General features: G+C 66.0%; 12 protein-coding genes. 4 read left to right on the forward strand and 8 right to left on the reverse strand.

Going from position 1 to position 17,324, the window contains the following annotated elements; genetic code table 11:
• Nucleotides 1-40: 40 nt before the first annotated feature.
• A complete protein-coding gene (locus VNM24_02130) occupies nucleotides 41-1,201 on the reverse strand; it encodes an MFS transporter (protein HWQ37397.1) in 1,161 nt (386 codons plus the stop codon).
• A gap of 319 nt (nucleotides 1,202-1,520) precedes the next feature.
• A complete protein-coding gene (gene aroC, locus VNM24_02135; GenBank protein ID HWQ37398.1) occupies nucleotides 1,521-2,684 on the reverse strand; it encodes a chorismate synthase in 1,164 nt (387 codons plus the stop codon).
• 116 nt (nucleotides 2,685-2,800) lie between these two features.
• On the opposite strand from aroC, the gene VNM24_02140 reads away from it, so the two are divergent.
• Entirely contained in the window at nucleotides 2,801-3,595 is a 795-nt protein-coding gene (locus VNM24_02140) for a thymidylate synthase (GenBank protein ID HWQ37399.1), read from the forward strand.
• Nucleotides 3,592-4,119 carry a dihydrofolate reductase gene (locus VNM24_02145; GenBank protein ID HWQ37400.1) on the forward strand — a complete coding sequence of 176 codons (528 nt, stop codon included), beginning with the start codon at nucleotides 3,592-3,594 and terminating at the stop codon, nucleotides 4,117-4,119. The genes VNM24_02140 and VNM24_02145 overlap by 4 nt, the downstream gene beginning before the upstream one ends.
• Before the next feature lie 52 nt (nucleotides 4,120-4,171).
• Here the strand turns inward: VNM24_02145 and VNM24_02150 are convergent, their stop codons facing one another.
• From VNM24_02150 to apbC, 5 genes are all read right to left on the reverse strand, one after another.
• Nucleotides 4,172-5,416: a FecR family protein gene (locus VNM24_02150; GenBank protein ID HWQ37401.1), complete on the reverse strand. Its 1,245-nt coding sequence runs from the start codon at nucleotides 5,414-5,416 to the stop codon at nucleotides 4,172-4,174.
• 114 nt (nucleotides 5,417-5,530) lie between these two features.
• Nucleotides 5,531-6,871, reverse strand: a complete 1,341-nt coding sequence (locus VNM24_02155; protein HWQ37402.1) for a surface lipoprotein assembly modifier — start codon at nucleotides 6,869-6,871, stop codon at nucleotides 5,531-5,533.
• Nucleotides 6,872-7,093: 222 nt separating this feature from the next.
• Nucleotides 7,094-8,266: a type III PLP-dependent enzyme gene (locus tag VNM24_02160; protein HWQ37403.1), complete on the reverse strand. Its 1,173-nt coding sequence runs from the start codon at nucleotides 8,264-8,266 to the stop codon at nucleotides 7,094-7,096.
• A 185-nt stretch (nucleotides 8,267-8,451) separates the two neighbouring features.
• On the reverse strand, nucleotides 8,452-9,024 hold the full coding sequence (gene dcd, locus VNM24_02165; protein ID HWQ37404.1) for a dCTP deaminase: 573 nt from the start codon (nucleotides 9,022-9,024) through the stop codon (nucleotides 8,452-8,454).
• A 142-nt stretch (nucleotides 9,025-9,166) separates the two neighbouring features.
• Entirely contained in the window at nucleotides 9,167-10,255 is a 1,089-nt protein-coding gene (gene apbC, locus VNM24_02170; protein HWQ37405.1) for an iron-sulfur cluster carrier protein ApbC, read from the reverse strand.
• A gap of 106 nt (nucleotides 10,256-10,361) precedes the next feature.
• Between apbC and metG the strand changes: the two genes are divergently transcribed.
• Both metG and VNM24_02180 read left to right on the forward strand, forming a co-directional pair.
• Complete coding sequence (metG, locus tag VNM24_02175; protein ID HWQ37406.1) at nucleotides 10,362-12,527, forward strand: methionine--tRNA ligase; 2,166 nt, start codon at nucleotides 10,362-10,364, stop codon at nucleotides 12,525-12,527.
• A gap of 57 nt (nucleotides 12,528-12,584) precedes the next feature.
• Nucleotides 12,585-12,854 (forward strand): acylphosphatase, encoded by a 270-nt coding sequence (locus VNM24_02180; protein HWQ37407.1) that lies wholly within the window; start codon nucleotides 12,585-12,587, stop codon nucleotides 12,852-12,854.
• Nucleotides 12,855-12,966: 112 nt separating this feature from the next.
• Here the strand turns inward: VNM24_02180 and VNM24_02185 are convergent, their stop codons facing one another.
• Nucleotides 12,967-17,313, reverse strand: coding sequence for a DEAD/DEAH box helicase (locus VNM24_02185; protein ID HWQ37408.1), 4,347 nt, complete (start codon nucleotides 17,311-17,313; stop codon nucleotides 12,967-12,969).
• Between the last annotated feature and the right edge of the window lie 11 nt (nucleotides 17,314-17,324).

Consider the following 17,324-nt stretch of genomic DNA (forward strand, 5'->3'; position numbering starts at 1 on the left):
GAAATTATTACACGCGAGCGGCGTCCGACGGCAGTTTGCCTCAGCGCTGATTTGCCAGCCGGGCAGGTACCCGCGCGAGCAGTAACCACGCGCAGCCCGCGGTGAGCGCCGCCGCGCTAAAGGTGACCGCCCCACCCCCGTATTCCCATTCCCACAGCGCGCCTGCGGCCAGCGTGCCGAGCGTGCCTCCGGCGCCATAACCGAAGCTGGTATACAGCGCCTGCCCGCGCGCCTGACTCGGCCCGCGGAAGATGCGGTGCATGGCGGCCACTCCAGCGGCGTGGAAAGCGCCAAAGGTGGCCGCGTGCAGCAGTTGCGCGACGGCGAGCACCGCGATCGAGCCTACGCCCCAGGCGATCATCAGAAAGCGCAGCGTGGCGCAGGCGAAGCTCGCCAGCAGGATCCGTTCGATGGTCCAGCGCTTCATGATCCGCGGCAACGTCATGAACAGCACGATCTCGGCGAGCACGCCCGCCGCCCAGAGCGAGCCTACCACCGCTTCCGAGTATCCGCTCTCGACCAGATAGATCGAATAAAAGGTGTTGTAGGGACCGTGCGCAACCTGCATCAGGAAAAACCCCGTGAGCAGCGCGATCACGCCCGGGCGGGATAACGCGTCGGCGAGCGACACCTTCTGCGCGCGCGGGGAGACGCTGCGCTCGCGTGGCATCGCGAAGGTCATGGCCGCAGTCAGCACCAGCAGCACGAGGACGAGCGGTTCGAGCGTCCGGATGCCGAGCCGCTCGAGGAGATGGCCGCCGGCAATCACCACCGCCACAAAGCCTACCGAGCCCCACAGTCGAATGCGCCCGTAGGTGCCCACCCGGCTGCCCAGCAACCCCAGCGTGCTTGCTTCGGCGATCGGCAGGATCCCCGACCAGAACAGATTGAGCACCGCGAGCAGCACGAACATCGCCCAGAAGCCCGGATGCAGGAGCACCGCCGCGAAGATCAGCGCGGTTGCGACCGCACACGCACGCAGGACGGCGCCGCGCGCCCGATAGTGATCCGCCAGCCAGCCCCACAGGTTCGGCCCGTAGATGCGCGAGACCGGGTTGATCGCCATCAAGGCGGCGATCTGCAGCGGCGAGTAGCCGAGAGATTGCAGGTAAAGCGCAAAATACGGCGCGAAGGCGCCGATGAAAGCGAAGTACCAGAAGTAGAAGCTCGATAGCTGGAAATACAGCGAGGGGCGAAACATCCGGGGTTCAGGCGTGGCTGGCTCTCGGGGGCAGGCAGCACCGTATCGGGCGATTTCTCGCCAGGGTCTGCGCGAGCCAGCCGAGTCCCGAGGCTCTTCGCCAGAAGGTGGCCGTCACCGCCGGCGGAAAGGCCGGGAAATGACCGGCCTCGTGGAAAACGAGATTCGCGCAATCGAGCAGCGGCACGCGGCGGCTGCCCAATGGGCGAACCAGGCGACCGGGGTCAACACGAGGATGAGTGCGACCGCCCCGGCAAAGCTCATCGACCGCCACTTTTGCTCCGCCGCCTGCCGGAGGCGCTCGAGCCAGGACACGCGCTCAGGCCTCGTCCGGTTCCGGATTGTCTGCCTGCTGCGCGGTGCGCAGCTTCTCGACGATCTCCCGCGGGGCCTGGGCCGCGATCTTCGGCGTGGCCACCGACACGTCGGCGTTCTGCGCGCGATGGCGCAGCGCGTGGTCCGTGAGCACGATCGCCAGCATGGCCTCCGCGATCGGCGTGGCCCGAATCCCGACACAGGGATCGTGGCGTCCATGCGTGTTGATGACGACCGGTTCGCCGGTCTTGTTGATGGTGCGCCGGTCCAGGCGGATGCTCGAGGTGGGCTTCACCGCGATGTTGACGACGATGTCCTGGCCGGTGGAGATACCGCCGAGGATGCCCCCCGCGTTGTTGGTGACAAATCCTTCCGGAGTCATCTCGTCGCTGTGCTCGGTGCCCTTCTGGGCCACGGAGGCGAAACCGGCGCCGATCTCCACGCCCTTCACGGCGTTGATGCTCATCATCGCGCAGGCGATGTCGGCGTCGAGCTTGTCGTAGACCGGCTCGCCCCACCCGACCGGCACGCCCTGGGCGATGGTCGTGATCTTCGCCCCGCAGGAGTCGCCGGACTTGCGCAACCGATCCATGAACGCCTCCAGCTCGGGGACGATGTCCGGATCGGCGCAGAAGAACGGGTTGCGGTCGACCGCCTCCCAGCTCTTGAAGGCGAGCGGAATCGGCCCGAGCTGCGACATGTAGCCACGGATCGTGACGCCATAACGCACTTTCAACCACTTCTTCGCGATCGCGCCGGCCGCGACCCGGACCGCCGTCTCGCGCGCCGACTGGCGTCCTCCGCCGCGGTAGTCGCGAATGCCGTACTTCTGCCAGTAGGTGTAGTCCGCATGGCCCGGCCGGAACGCATCCATGATGTTGCCGTAGTCCTTCGAGCGCTGATCGACGTTGCGGATCAGCAGCGCGATCGGCGTGCCCGTGGTGCGTCCTTCGAACACGCCCGAGAGGATCTCGACGGTATCGGGCTCGCGACGCTGCGTGACGTGGCGCGAAGTCCCCGGGCGGCGGCGGTCGAGTTCCTTCTGGATGTCGGCTTCGCTCAACTGGAGGCCGGGCGGGCAGCCATCGACCACGCAGCCGATCGCGGGCCCGTGACTTTCGCCGAAAGAGGTTACACAGAACAGCCTGCCGAGGGTGTTGCCGGACATGAAGGAAACCTTTGAATTGGCGAAAGAAGTGTAGCACCCCCCGGCGGTGGACGCCGAGGCTCGAAACGGGCGTCGCGGTGCTTTACACTTCGGCCAGCACAGCACGGAGCCACGGGATGCGCAACTACCTCGATCTCATGCGTCACATTCTGGAGCACGGCACGCGCAAGACCGATCGCACCGGAACGGGAACGCTGAGCCTGTTCGGTGCGCAGTTGCGCTTCGACCTGCAGCAGGGTTTTCCGCTGCTCACCACGAAGAAGATCCACCTGAAGTCGATCATCCACGAATTGCTGTGGTTCCTGAGCGGAGACACCAACGTCCGCTATCTCAGGGAACACGGCGTGACCATCTGGGACGAATGGGCGGACGCGGAGGGCGACCTGGGGCCGGTGTACGGATATCAATGGCGGTCGTGGCCGGCAGCGGACGGGCGCCACATCGACCAGATCTCACGCGTTCTGGAGGAGATCAAGCGCCACCCCGATTCGCGACGGCTGATCGTGTCGGCGTGGAACGTGGGCGACCTGGACAAGATGGCGCTCGCGCCGTGCCACGCGTTGTTTCAGTTCTACGTGGCCGACGGACGGCTGTCCTGCCAGCTCTACCAGCGCAGCGCCGATTTTTTCCTCGGCGTGCCGTTCAACATCGCCTCCTATTCGCTGCTCACGATGATGGTCGCCCAGGTCAGCGGGCTCAAGCCCGGCGACTTCGTGCACACCTTCGGAGACTGCCATCTCTATCTCAACCATCTCGAGCAGGCCCGCGAGCAGTTGTCCCGCGAGCCGCGCGCGCTGCCGCGCATGATCCTCAACCCACAGGTCAGGAGCCTCTTCGACTTCAAGTACGAAGACTTCACGCTGGTGGGCTACGACCCGCACCCCGCCATCAAGGCCCCGGTGGCGGTGTGAACAGCGAGCCAGGGGCTCCGAACCGCCAGAAAGCCCGCCCGCGCATCTCCCTCATCGTCGCCTACGCGGCCAACCGCGTGATTGGCCGTGACGGTGCGATCCCCTGGCATCTGTCCGAGGATCTGCAACGCTTCAAGCGGCTCACGATGGGCCACCACATCATCATGGGCCGCAAGACCTGGGAATCCATCGGGCGTTTGCTGCCCGGGCGCTCCCACATCATCGTCAGCCGCAGGGCCGACTATCGCGTGCCGGGCGCGCAAGTGGTCGATTCGATCGAGGCGGCGATCGCGGCGGCCGCGGACGACTCCGAGATCTTCGTGATCGGCGGTGAGCAAATCTACCGCCTCGCGCTGCCGCTTGCCCAGCGCATTCTCGCCACCGAGATCGAGCGCGAGTTCGCGGGCGACGCCCGCTTTCCGGAACTGGATGCGCGGCACTGGCGCGAGACCGCGCGGGAGGATCGCAGCGACGCGGCCAGCGGCCTGCGTTATCGCTACGTCACTTTCGAGCGCCGCGGCTGAGCTACGGTCGTGGCCGGCGCTGAGTAGGCTCCGCGGTGACTCGATTCAGCGCTCACTGCTTCGCAAACGCCGCCGCACCGACGAAGCTCCCGGCGATGTCATAGACCATTCCCGCCCGCGGCGCATTGAGGCCGAAGAACGCGAGATCCGCGTTGACGATGCAGTTGGCTCCGCAGACTCCCGACATGCTCAATGCGTTCGACCCGGAGCCCGATAGCGTGGCGCTGAGCGGCACGCCGTTGATGGTCCAGAACATTTCGGCGGTGGCCGCGTTCAAACCGGCAGACAAGCCGTTGAAATCCACGCTCAGCTTCGCGGCGTCGAGGGTTCCAACCGCCTGATTCAGGGCGTCGGTGACGGGCGTCGATCCGATCAGGGTGTAGATGCCCGTCGTCGTGCCGATGCTTGCGAGATCGGCCGGTCGGCCCGCCACGAAGTGGGCGAGCGTTCCATTCGCCACCACCAGCGCCTGCTGAAGCGCCTGCGTCTCGTCATCACCGGAAGACGACTCGACAAAGGTGCCCCAGGACATGATCCCGTCGTTCCCACCCATGGTCACCGACTCCACCGGCTGGCCATCGATGCTGAGCAACGTGCCATTCGCGTCGAACTCCATCGTGGCGCTTTGCAGGCTGCGACTGGTACTCTTCAACAGATCGAGGGTCTGGGTACCCACCAGCGCGAAGAGCGCGGGAAACCCGCTCGCGTCCACGGTCTCGCCTTGCTTGAGATCGGCAGGGGGGCTACCCGGCTGGGCCGGCGGCAGATCGGTTTTCTTGTCGGTCAACACCGGCTTCGTGTCCTGGTTCTGGACGTAATACGACTCGCCGTTCGCCACGTTGATGCAGCCAGCACCGTTGCAGACTTCGATCTCCCCTTCGCCAACCGTCCCCCTGATCGACTGGCCGTACTGGATCGTGTATTCCGTGCCGCGGATGCCGATGGTCGCAACGGTGGTACTGACCTGGTAGTTCTTCTTGTTGGAGCGGCCCACGAACCCGGTGATCGTGCGCAGCCCGCCCTTGAGCAGGCTGAAGAACGCCTTCTCGGAGCCGTCCTGCTTGCCAGCGTAGCGGTATTGATCGATCCGGAATTCCGACTGTGGCTGCAGCGAGACGTAGGCCCCGTCGGTAAAGCGCAGCTGTGCACGCCCGTCGTTGGTAAGAATCGTTTCGCCCTCCTCGACCCGCAAGCCCTTGGTCAGCGCCCGCGACCGGCCGGCCTTGTCGACGGCCGCGACGTTGCCGATGGCAAAGTCGACCCGTGCCGCCGTCGCCCCGTGCGCCGCGGCGGGCAACGCGGCCGCAAGCGAAGCCAAGAGCAGCGCCCGGCTTGTGAGCTTGAATGTCTCGAGTTGCATGGGCACCTCCCTCGCACTGGCGTTCCGATGCTTCCCAGCACCGGTGAGAACTCAGAAATCGTGCCGAAACATCAGCGAGACCAGCCAGCGATCGAACTCGTTGATGTCGAGGTTGGACCGGTTGTCGGTCCAGTGAGCCTGCAGGGTCAACCGCAGGTTTCGCCGCGGAGCGAAATGAACGCCCCCCGCGGCCGCGTACTGCTCGTCCTCCCGCTCGACCAGGAACAGCGGATCCGGACCGCCATATTGCCGCTTTTCGGCGCTGGCATTGACGAAGACGGAGAACTTCTCGCTCAGGGACCACTGGGTGCCGATCCGGGCACCGTACAGATCGTGCCCGAACTGAGGAAACGCCTCGTCCTTCTCGCGTTCCTGCCCGCCGTAGACGCCTAGGTACACGACCAAGCCGCCCTGCTCGCCGAGTGCGCTGGCATAGCCCGCGCCGCCGACGAAACGGTCGGCATCGCGCGGTCGCTGCTCCGGGTATGTCAGTTGGGTGTATTGCGCGTACGCGCTGGCCTGATTCCTGGCGTTGAAGTCGTGTTGCCACTGCAGCGTGCCGCCAACGGCTTCCCGATACGCGTTGCGGTAGCGCTGGGGGTCGTCGACGAAGAAAGCGCTCAACTGCGCGGCGAGCGTCACCGTGTCGCGGTCACGTTTGTAGCTCAGACCCGTGTGGGCGTCCCACGAATAGGTCGAGAAATCGTCTTCATTGATGTTGGTCTTGTTCGTGTACGACACCCCGCCCAACGCCGACAGGGTCCGCGAGACCGGCGCTCGGATTGCCACGCCGCCGCCGAAGGCCAGATACCCATCCTCTTGCTCCTGGCTCGACGCCGTCAGCGTGAAGATCGCACCGCCGAACGCGGGAACCGCGACCTGATTCTCGGCCGTGGCGCTGTTGACGTTGGAGTCGTAGCCCCCGCCGACCTCGACGTACCCGCGGATCGTCACGCGCTGCGCTTCCTCCACGCGCCGGATCGCATCCAGGAAGCGGTCGATCGTCACCCGCGCCTGTTCCGGAATCTCCTGCTTCTTGACGTTCTCGAACTCGCGCTTGGCCGTCTCGGTTTCCTTCAGGTTGAAGTACGCTCGTGCGATCAGCGCCCGCGCGGGCGCGGAATCGGGGCGCACCGCCAGCACGCGTTCCAGCGCGAACACCGCCTCGGTGTTCTTGCCGAGCTGCAACGCGGCCGAACCGAGCAGGAAGTCGTAGTCGGGGTCGCCGGCGCGCTCGCTCTGCAGCGCAACGAGCAGGTTGTAGGCTGCCTGCGGCTTGCCGCTGTCGAGGTGACGTTTGGCCTCTAGCAGCACATCGTCGGCGGCCGAAGCCGCCAACGGTGAAGCCAGCACCAGGCCGGCGACGAGCGCCAAAGATCGAAGCAGATGCATCAGCAGCTCCCTCCGCGTACGGCTCCTCTCGTGGGCGCCCTCGAAATCCGAAGGCTCGGTTTTAAATGCGTTTTTCGCTCGGAACGTATCAGAACCCGCCGCGCCACGTCAAAGCATTTTCCATGCAATTTGCATCTGACTGGCAGCGCAAGCGCTTCGCGTCCGACAAAAAAAGCGGCGGAGAATCCGCCGCCCCTTCTGGGCCCGAGGGATGCGGGCAGGTCAGACGAGCCGCACGTCGGGCAGCGGAAACCCGTTGAACTGGCTGGCGTAGGCGGTGGTGTACGCGCCGGCGTTGGGGATGTAGATGAAATCGCCGTCCTGCAGGTCTTCGGGGAGCATCTGGTCCTGCATCAGTACATCGACCGAATCGCAGGTCGGTCCCGCCACATGCCACGGCACCCGCTTGCCGTTGCGGTCGGTCCGCAGGTCGTATTGAAGACCCTGCGTGCTCTCCAGCAAACCGCCGAACATGCCGGTATCCAAATACAGCCAGCGTCTCCCGGCCCGCCAAGCCGTTCCGATCACGCGGCAAACGAAATACGCGGAATCCGACACCAGGTAACGGCCCGGCTCCGCCATGAGGCGGATGTCCCCCGGCAGATCGGCAACCGCGCGATTGACGACCTCGGCGATGGTCTCGATCGACGGGATCGGTTTGGTCAGGCGAACCGGAAAGCCACCGCCGATGTTGAGCAGCGAGGGCGTCAAGCCCTTCAGGCGCATCTTGCGGAAGATGCGCTTGGCGTTGTCGATGGCGACGTGCCAATTCTGAGCGTTGCGGCACTGCGACCCCACGTGGAAGGTCACGCCGCACAGGTCGGCCCCGCGCTGCGCCGCGGCGTCGAGGATCTGATCGATTTCCGGGCCCTGCGCACCGAACTTGCCCGACAGTGGCCAGTCGCTGCCCACGTTCGGGGTATCGATGCGCAGGTACAACTTGGCCTGCGGCGCGACGCTGTGGATCTTCACCAGCTCTTCGGCACTGTCCAGCGAGAACCACTGCACGCCTTTGCGCGCCGCGTATTCGATGTACTGCCGCGCCTTCACCGGGTTGCTGTAGTGCACTTCGGCCGCCGGCACGCCCAGCGAGAGCAAGAGATCCAGCTCGGCGGTAGACGCGATCTCGAAGCCCGCGCCTTCCTCGGCCAGAACCCCGACTACCCGAGGATCGGGGTTGGCCTTCACCGCGTAGTGCGCGCGCACGCGCGGCATGGCGGCGTGGAAGCGCCGGTACTTGGTGCGGATGATCTCGGGATCGATCAGGAGAAAGGGTCTCGCGTAGCCTGCCTTGAGGGCTTCGCGCACGTGCCGGAAGTCGAGACTGACTTCCGGATGGGTATCGAGCGGGACTTCGTGGGCGGTATTGCGGTCGAGCGCGGTGCGCAGGGTCATGCCGGGGCTCCTCGGGGCGAACGGGTGACGGACAGGTGCCAAAGTACGAGTTGTGCCACCTCGAGGCGGTTCCTCTTGCCTGTCATGATGACCTCCTTCCGGGCCGATACCGCAAAAAATGACGCGAATTATAGGCGCCGCTGCCCGCGGCGCAAGATAATTTCAGGCGCGACTGCGCGCAGCGTCTACATCTTTGGGGGTGTGACGCCGCGCTGGCCCTGGTACTTGCCGCCGCGGTCACGGTACGAAGTCTCGCAGACGTCATCGGGCGCGGACTCGAAGAAGATCACCTGCGCCACGCCTTCGTTGGCGTAGATCTTTGCGGGCAGCGGCGTGGTGTTGGAGAACTCCAGCGTCACATAACCTTCCCACTCGGGCTCGAAGGGCGTGACGTTGACGATGATCCCGCAGCGGGCGTAGGTCGACTTGCCCAGACAGATGGTGAGCACGTTGCGCGGAATGCGGAAATACTCCACCGTCCGCGCGAGGGCAAAGGAGTTCGGCGGGATGATGCAAACCTCCCCCCTGAAATCGACGAAAGAGCGCTCGTCGAACTGCTTGGGGTCGACGATGGTCGAGTTGATGTTGGTGAAGATCTTGAATTCATTGGAGCAGCGGATGTCGTAGCCGTAGCTCGAGGTCCCGTACGAGACGATCTTGTGCCCGTTGACTTCCTTGATCTGCTGCGGCTCGAAAGGCTCGATCATGCCGTGCTGCTGCGCCATGCGGCGGATCCACTTGTCGGACTTTATGGTCATTGCCGATCCTTGTAAGTAACCACAGAGGCACAGAGTCCCGGAACAAGGTCGAATCGCGCGCAACCGGTCGGTACGAGGCGCCCGCCTGGCGGGCGGCCCGCCGGTTCTCGCCTTTGTTCTTCTCTGTGGTTCTGTGGCAGGCCTACGTATTCTGAATCACGATCTTGGGGAAGGCCGCGCTGTAGTCGCGGGCCAGCGCCGAGATCTTCGCCGCCACCTTGCGCGCGATTTCGCGGTATACCTGGGCCGAGCGGCTGTCGGGATCGGACACGACGGTGGGGCGCCCGGAATCGGCCTGTTCGCGGATCTTGATGTCGAGCGGGATCTGCCCGAGCAGGTCCACTCCGTAGTCCCGGCACATCTGCTCCGCGCCGCCCGCGCCGAAGATGTGCTCTTCGTGCCCGCACTTCGAGCACACGTGCGTGCTCATGTTCTCCACCACGCCGAGGATCGGAACGCCGACCTTCTCGAACATCTTGAGCCCCTTGCGGGCATCGATGAGCGCGATGTCCTGAGGCGTGGTGACGATCACCGCGCCGGTCACCGGCACCTTCTGCGCAAGCGTGAGCTGGATGTCGCCGGTACCGGGCGGCAGATCCACGACGAGGTAGTCCAGCTCCTTCCATTGCGTGTCGCGCAGCAGTTGCTCCAGCGCCTGGGTCACCATCGGTCCGCGCCAGACCATCGGCGTATCCACGTCGATGAGCAAGCCGATCGACATGGCCTGCACGCCGTAGTTGATCATCGGCTCGATGGTCTTGCCGTCGCTGGACTGCGGGCGGCCCGAAAGTCCCATCATCATCTGCTGCGACGGGCCGTAGATGTCGGCGTCGAGAATGCCGGCCCTGGCGCCTTCCGCGGCCAGCGCCAGGGCGAGGTTCACCGCCGTGGTGGACTTGCCCACGCCGCCCTTTCCCGATGCCACCGCGATGATGTTCTTGACCCCGCTCAGCAGCTTCAATCCGCGCTGCGCCGCGTGCGCCACGATTCTCACCGACACGTCCACGCAGACCGCTCCTGCGCCGGGCAGGGCCTTGAGCCGGTCGGCGATCGACTGCCTTATACCCTCGATCACGCTCTTCGCCGGATAGCCGAGCACGATCTCGACCGTGACGTCGTTGCCCGCGACCTTGACAGCCTTGACCTCCCCGCCGGTGACGTAATCCTTGCCGGTGACGGGGTCGATCAACTGGGCTAGCGCCGCCTTGACCTGCTCTTCGCTGATTGCCACGGGAGAACCTCGGGAACGAGGCCGCAATTGTAGCGAAACGCCCTGTGCGCGAATACGTTAGCACGGTAGGGTTTGTTACACTTCGGCTCTTTCATTGGGCGACTCGATGTCTCGCAGGATTCTTGTCACCTCCGCGCTGCCCTACGCCAACGGCGCCATTCACCTCGGCCATCTCGTCGAATACATTCAGACGGATATCTGGGTGCGCTTCCAGAAGATGCAGGGCCACGAGGTGCACTACGTCTGCGCCGACGACACCCACGGCACGGCGATCATGCTGCGCGCGGAAAAGGAAGGCATCACGCCCGAGCAGTTGATCGCGCGGGTGCTCGAGGAACACAAGCGCGACTTTGCCGGCTTTCACGTCGGGTTCGACCACTACGGCTCGACCAACGACGAGGCGACCCGCGCGGTTTCCTACGACATCTACCGCAAGCTGCGCGACCGGGCCAAGCTCATCACCACCCGCTCGGTCGAGCAGTTCTACGACCCGGTGAAGGAGCTGTTCTTGCCCGACCGCTTCATCAAGGGCGAATGCCCGAAGTGCGGCGCCAGGGATCAGTACGGCGACTCCTGCGAAGTGTGCGGCTCGACCTACAGCCCCACCGACCTGAAGAACCCCTACTCCGTCGTCTCGGGCGCCAAGCCGGTGCGCAGAAGCTCGGAGCATTACTTTTTCAGGCTCTCGCATCCGGACTGCAAGGCTTTCCTGGAGCAGTGGACGCAGGAGAACGACCACCTGCAGCCCGAGGCGAAGAACAAGATCCGCGAGTGGTTCGACCAGGGACTGAACGACTGGGACATTTCGCGCGACGCGCCCTACTTCGGTTTCGAGATCCCAGAGGCGCCGGGCAAGTATTTCTACGTCTGGCTCGACGCCCCGATCGGCTATCTGGGCAGCTTCCGCAATCTGTGCGAGCGTCGGGGCGTGGATTTCGCCGCCTTCACCGACGCGCGGCAGGCAGCCGCCGAGAACACCGAGATGGTGCACTTCATCGGCAAGGACATCCTTTATTTCCACGCCCTGTTCTGGCCGGCCACGCTGCACTTCGCCGGCTACCGCACGCCCAGCCGCGTGTTCGCTCACGGCTTCCTGACCGTGAACGGCGAAAAGATGTCCAAGTCGCGCGGCACCTTCATTACCGCCGAGAGCTATCTCGCGCAGGGCCTCAACCCGGAGTGGCTGCGCTACTACTATGCCGCCAAGCTCAACGCGACGATGGAGGATATCGATCTCAACCTCGACGACTTCGTGGCGCGGGTCAACAGCGATCTGGTGGGGAAGTACGTCAACATTGCGAGTCGCGCGGCAGGTTTCGTTGTCAAGGTATTTGACGGAAAGCTGGCGTGCGTGCCGGCCGCGGAGCCGAAGGAGCTCCAAGCACCGGCTGATCGGCTTGCGGTGGAGTTGGACCCACGCAGACTGATCGCTCGCTTTCATGTCTCTTCACGCACCATTGCAGACTTCTACGACAGACGTGAGTACGGGAAGGCTGTGCGAGAGATCATGGAACTGGCAGACATGGCCAACCAGTATGTCGACGAACAAAAACCTTGGGAGCTGGCGAAGAACGAAAGCGAAGCTTCTCGGAGCAGACTGCATTCGGTCTGCAGCGCGATCCTGGAGTTTTATCGACTTCTAACCATCTATCTGAAGCCCATTCTTCCCGGAGTGGCGGCGGCGTCAGAACGGTTTCTCAATGTCCAAGCCCTGCAATGGTCGGACGGACTCAGGCCCCTTGCTTCGGGGCACAGGATCAACAGGTTCGCCCATCTCTTGACCCGCGTCGAACGCAGCCAGATCGACGCGCTGATCGAGGCCAACAAGGAATCGCTGCAGCCGGTCCCGCAATCGCATTCGCCCCAGCGCCACGCTCTGCATCAGGAGAAGGCCGTGGAAAAGAGCACAACCACCTCACCCCAGACCCCTCTCCCCGAGGGAGAGGGGCTCATCACTATCGACGATTTCAACAAGGTCGACCTGCGCGTGGCGCGCATCGTCGATGCCGAGCACGTCGAAGGCGCAGACAAGCTGCTCAAGCTCACGCTCGACATCGGTACCGAGACCCGGCAGGTGTTTGCCGGGATCAAATCCGCCTACGATCCGGAGCAGCTCAAGGGCCGGCTCACGGTAATGGTGGCCAACCTGCAGCCGCGCAAGATGCGCTTCGGCGAATCGCAGGGCATGGTGCTCGCCGCAAGCGGCGCGGGCCCCGGTATCTTCCTGCTCGCGCCCGATGAAGGCGCGCAGCCGGGCATGAAAGTGAAGTGACGCCGGCCGGCAGCCGGAGGCGAGTCACGAAGACACGAAGACGTGGCGCCTTCCCAGGTGACCAAACATCTCATCATCCACGGCCGGGTGCACGGCGTGGGCTACCGCGACTCCATGCGTATCCGCGCGCAGGAGCTGGGAGTGACCGGGTGGGTGCGCAACCGCCGCGACGGCACCGTGGAAGCGATGGTTCAGGGTCCCCAGGAAGCGGTGGATTCGATCATCGCCTGGGCCAAATGGGGTCCGCCCGCCGCTCGCGTCACGCGCGTCGATATCGACGACGGCATCGGCGACTTTCACTCCTTCACGATCTACCCCACTGCCTAGACACGAACTCTCACCGCGCCGATGCTCTGAAGGTCTCGCCAAGTCGAACTTCCTGAGGCGGGCAATCCATCGGCGCCCTCCGCAGTGAGCGCTCGATGGCGCCCCTGGCGCCTTACATCAAGGCGGCAAGGCCGGCGGGGGCCGGAGTGCGAAGCAGGACATTGCGCAGTTCCCACGCCTTGTCGGGATCGAGCTTCTCGAAGTACTGCGCCTCTCCGGACACGAGCGCCGCCACCGCGACCCCGTCCCGATAGAGCACGCGGTTGCCGTAGAGCGCCGGCACGCGTGTGCCGGGCAGGACAATGCCCGCCAGATTGAGCGGATCGGCGCCGCTCACCGCCACCAGCCTGCCGGTCTTCTCCGCGCCTCGCACGCTGCGCAGCACGCCCACCGCTTCGGGGAGTGCGAACTGCTCGCCGGAGAATCCGGAGACGAACCGTCCGCCGCGTATCTCCCCGCGCGTCTCCAGGCGGCGCAACGCCATCAGCAGGTCGCGCCACGGCGGCAGCCAGTCCGCCTCGCGCGCGAGCAGCCGCCAGAACACCACGCCGTAGCGCTTGAGCAGCGTGCGCGCGATCTGCTCGGCCACCTCGCGACCGACGCCGAACGCATCCTGCGCACCGGGGGGTTTGCGGCGAATCAAGGCCCAGCGCCCGGCATCCTCCACCCCGAAGGCCGCGACGCGCCGCCGGCGGCCCCCGGACACGGGCTTGCGTCGCTGTGCCGGCAGCAGCAGGGCGCGCAGGCCGCTGAACCCGTCCGAGTTGACCAGCCCCGCCGCGGTCAGCTCGCGCAGCGCGTCCTCGACGAAGGTCCGCGGCAGATCGAGGCCCTCGGCGATGTCATCGAAGAACGAAGCGCCGTGCTCCGCGAGGTAATCGGCCACCGCCTGCGCACGGGTGCTCAGCCGCGGCACATGCCCGCTGGCGCTCTTGGCGAGCGAGGTCCAGACCGCGAGATTGCGCCGCGTGAGCAGCGTGATTGGCGTGGCGCGCACCGGGCTCGGCCCGTGGCTGCGCTGCGCATCGAAGCGCGGCGCATCGAGCCGCGTCCACACCACGCGCCCCGCGCGGCACAGATCGTCGAGCCACTCCGGCTCGTAACCGGACACGCGCGCCGGCAGCAGCTCGGTTTCCCAGGCCGCAGCGGCCGCCTCGAAACCTTCGAGCTGGGACACCACCGCCGCCACCGCGTCGGGCCCTTCCATGCGCGCGTCGGGCGCGACGCGCTGCCAGTCGAGCAAGAAGCGCATGAGATCCGCGGCCGGCACCGGTTCGATCTCCTGCCGCAGGCGTTTGACGGTGTAGCGCGTGATGCGCGCGAGCAGCCGGCGTTCGCACCATTGGGTCGCGGGGGTCTCGTTGCTGAACCGGCCACGCATCACGAAGCCTTCCGCCTCCAGCGAAATCAGCGCCTGTTCTACCTCGCCCAGCGGCACGGCGATGGCGTCGGCCAGCGCCTGCGCGCTGGTCGGCCCCAGGCCTTCCAACCGGCCGCGCACGATTTCCACCAGCGCCGCTTCGCGCGCCCACGCCTTCACGTACTCTGCCGGCGCGGCGACGCCCGGCGAAATCGCGGCATCCGGATGTACGGCATCGAACTCGGGCAGCCGTTCGGCCGCCACGTAGAAGCCCGCTTCGCGGCCGGCCGGCACGCAGCGCGCGGCGCGCTTCTCCTCCATGAGCCGCCGCAGCAGCGGCCCCCAGGACGGTTGCAGGGCGGCCTCTGCTTCGGTCAGCAGGCCCAGCCAGTCCAGGACATCGTGCAGCTCGTCGGCGCTCTGCGCCTGCGGCCAGGCTTCTTCCCTGACGCGGGCGATCGCTTCGGGATCCAGGCGCCCGATGTCGGCCGCGCTTTCCGGATCGAGCCAGCGGCGGCTGACCACGGCCTGCGTGCGCCGTTCCTCCAGGGGTGCGTCGTCCAGGTAAGCGTAGGGACGGGCCGAAAGGACCTCCAGCGCAAGCGGCGAGGGCTCCACCAGCTCGCGCGCGACGATGTCGATCTCTCCGCCCTCCAGCGCGCGCAACAGCCCCTCGAGGCCGGCGATGTCCATCGCTTCGTGCAGGCAATCGTCGATCGTCTGCGTCACGAGCGGATGGTCCGGAATCTCGCGATCTCCGACGATGTTCTCCTGGCAGGCGAGCTGGTCGGGAAACAGCGCCGCGATCAGGTCCTCGGCCTGCATGCGCTGCAGTTGCGCCGGCACCTTCGCTCCGCCGCGGTAGCGTGCCAGCGCCAAGGCGATGCTCGCGTCCCAGCGCCAGCGCGTCATGAACATCGGCGCATCGAGCAGCGCCTGCACCAGCAGCTGGCGCACGCTGTTCGAGTGCAGATAGCGCGCCACTTCCTCCAGGGCAAAGCTGTGCGCCGAGGTGAGCGAGAGCACGATCGCATCCTCGGTCGCCGCCGCCTGCAGCTCGAAATTGAACTTGCGGCAGAAGCGCTTGCGAAGCGCCAGGCCCCACGCGCGGTTGATGCGGCTGCCGTAAGGCGAATGGATGACGAGCTGGGTACCGCCGGTCTCGTCGAAGAAGCGTTCCATGACCAGGCGCTTCCGGGTGGGCAGCAGACCCAGCACCGCCTTGGCCGCGGCCAAGTAGTCGACGATTTGCTGTGCGGCTTCCGGCGCCACGCCCACCTCTTCGGTCAGATAGCGCAACGCCGCCCCAGGCTCGTCGAGCCGGCTCTCCAGGTCGGCGCGCAGGCGCGACACCGCGGCCGAAACCTCGTCGCTGCGCGCCGGTGCTTCGCCGAGCCAGAACGGAATGGACGGCGGAATACCTTGCGCATCCTCCACCCGGACGCGGCCGGCCTCCACGCGCAGGATCCGGTACGAGGCGTTGCCAAGCTGGAACACATCGCCGGCCAGGCTCTCCACCGCGAAGTCCTCGTTCACCGTGCCGATCACGATGTCCTGCGGCGCGAGCACCACCGCGTAGTCGGCGGTGTCGGGAATGGTTCCGCCGTTGGTGACCGCGGTCAGCCGCAGGCCCGCGCGCGGCCGCAGCCTGCGATGCACCGCGTCGCGGTGAACGAGCGCCTGGTTGCGCCCGCGGCGCGTGGAGAAACCCTCCGCCAGCATCTGCACCACGTCGGCGTATTCCTTGCGCGTCAGACCGCGGTACGGCCATGCGCGGCGCACCAGGTCGTACAGCGCGTCCTCGTCCCACTGCTCCTCGCAGGCCACCTCGGCCGCGATCTGCTGCGCGAGCACGTCGAGCGGTTTGTCCGGAATGCGCACGCGGTCCAGCTCCTCGCGCCGCACGGCATCGAGCAGCGCCGCGCATTCCACCAGGTCGTCGCGCGACACCGGGAACAATCGTCCCTTGGGCAGCCCGCTCACCGCATGGCCCGAGCGCCCCACACGCTGCAGCAGCGCGGAGATCGCGCGCGGCGTGGAGATCTGGCACACGAGATCGACGTGACCGACGTCGATGCCCAGCTCAAGCGACGAGGTCGCGATCAGCGCCTTGAGTTCCCCGCGCTTGAGCCGCTGCTCGGCCCTCAGCCGTTGCTCCTTCGCCAGGCTGCCGTGGTGCGACGTGACCCGCTCCTCGCCCAGCCGCTCGGAGAGCGCGCGCGCCGCGCGCTCCGCGAGCCGGCGGGTGTTCACGAACACCAGCGTCGAGCGATGTTCCTGAATCAGCTCCGCCAGCCGGTCGTAGACTTGCGTCCACACCTCCGCCGACATCACGGCTTCCAGCGGTGCATCGGGAACTTCGATCGCCAGGTCGCGGCGGCGCACGTGACCGGTGTCCACGATCATGCACTCGCCCCGCTCGAACAGCCCGTCCGAGCTGCCGTTTCCGACCAGGAAGCGCGCGATCTCCTCGATCGGCTTCTGCGTGGCCGACAAACCGACCCGAGTGAGCCGGCCGCCGGTCAGGCGCCGCAGCCGTTCCAGGGAAAGCGACAGGTGCACACCGCGCTTGTTCGGCGCCAAGGCATGGATCTCGTCCACGATCACCGTGCGCGCGTTGCGCAGCATCCTGCGGCCCGAGTCGCTGGTGAGCAGGATGTAGAGCGACTCCGGCGTAGTGACCAGAACGTGCGGCGGCTTGCGCCGCATGCGCTCGCGTTCCGACTGCGACGTATCGCCGGTGCGCACAACCGTACGGATGTCCACCTCCGGCAATCCCGCGGCGGCCAGCTCCTGGCGGATGCCGGCGAGCGGCTCTTCCAGGTTCTTCTGGATGTCGTTGGACAGCGCCTTCAGCGGCGACACATAGACCACGTGGGTCTCGTCGCGCAGCTCGCCGCGCACGCCCAGCCGCACCAGGGCATCGATGGTGGAAAGAAAGGCAGCCAGCGTCTTGCCGGAGCCGGTGGGTGCCGCGATCAGCACGTGCTTGCCCGAGCGGATCGCCGGCCAGGCCTGCACCTGCGGCTCGGTCGGCGTGGCGTAGGTGCGGCGGAACCAGTTGGCGACCGCCGGATGAAACGCGTCAAGAACGTTCACGGTCTTCACCC

This window comes from Burkholderiales bacterium (assembly GCA_035560005.1).
Lineage (GTDB): Bacteria > Pseudomonadota > Gammaproteobacteria > Burkholderiales > Eutrophovitaceae > DASRFY01.